The sequence below is a fragment of the Bacillus sp. BB081 genome, assembly GCF_008368895.1.
In the GTDB taxonomy this organism is placed as follows: domain Bacteria; phylum Bacillota; class Bacilli; order Bacillales; family Bacillaceae_G; genus Bacillus_A; species Bacillus_A wiedmannii.
Genome location: NZ_QOZX01000071.1, coordinates 1 through 1,057, shown reverse-complemented (window position 1 = coordinate 1,057; position 1,057 = coordinate 1). Strand labels below are relative to the sequence as shown.

The following is a 1,057-nucleotide window of genomic DNA, read 5'->3' as shown; positions in this document are numbered from 1 at the left end:
ATCATGAAAGGTTTGTTCCAAAATTGGAAATCTTTTTTTGCTAGTTTAAAAGACTATAAAAAGAATCCAAACAAATATGCTGGAATGCCTAGGATTCCAAAGTATATTCGTTCTTCTGAAAAAGAGATTCTGTATACAAACCAAGATTGCATCATTAAAAACGGTAGATTTTTAAAGTTTCCAAAGACGAAATTACAATTAAATATTGGGAAACTAGGTTTCACTGAAGGTAAACTGAAACAAGTTCGTGTGATTCCAAAATACAATGAATATGTAGTGGAATTGGTAATTGATGTTCCTTCTGAACAACAAATTATTGAAGAGAATGCTCGTTATATGAGTATTGATTTAGGGATTGATAACCTTGCAACCCTCGTAACAAACACAGGTATGAAACCTGTCCTTGTTAAGGGCAAACATGTCAAAAGCATAAATCAATATTACAATAAAATGAGGAGTCATTTTACAAGTATTCTTAGAAATGGAAAACAAATTAATGAAGGACCTTTTACTTCTAAAAGGATAGAAAAACTTCATCAAAAACGTTACTTGAAAATAAAAGACGTCTTCCATAAAGTTAGTCACCACATCGTAAAACTAGCTCAAGAAGAAGAAGTTTGTAAAATTGTTATTGGTCAAAACAAAAGTTGGAAACAAGAAACGAATATGGGAAAAAGAAATAACCAATCGTTTTGTCATATCCCGCATAATTTACTGATTCAAATGATTACATACAAAGCAAATGCTGTAGGCATTCAAGTTGTTGTAACTGAAGAATCATATACATCGAAAGCAAGTTTTCTGGATAACGACTTCATTCCAACGTATGGAGAAAATGACCAAAATACAACTTTTTCAGGAAAACGAATAAAGCGCGGCATATATCGTTCAGCAAATAAAACTTTAATTAATGCAGATGTAAATGCTGCGGCTAACATTTTACGAAAAGTAATCCCAAATGCATGGACAAATGGGATAGAGGGGTTAGGCGTGAAACAGCTCGCTAATGTGTTAACTCCCCTGACGTTAATCGTCCGTTAGGTCGAAACGTTAGAAA

General features: G+C 33.0%; 1 protein-coding gene. It reads left to right on the top strand.

Annotated features, from left to right (window positions below):
• Positions 1-1,041: RNA-guided endonuclease InsQ/TnpB family protein (locus tag DN394_RS23650; RefSeq protein WP_149294297.1), on the top strand; the 1,041-nt coding region annotated here is incomplete at its 5' end.
• Positions 1,042-1,057: the final 16 nt, after the last annotated feature.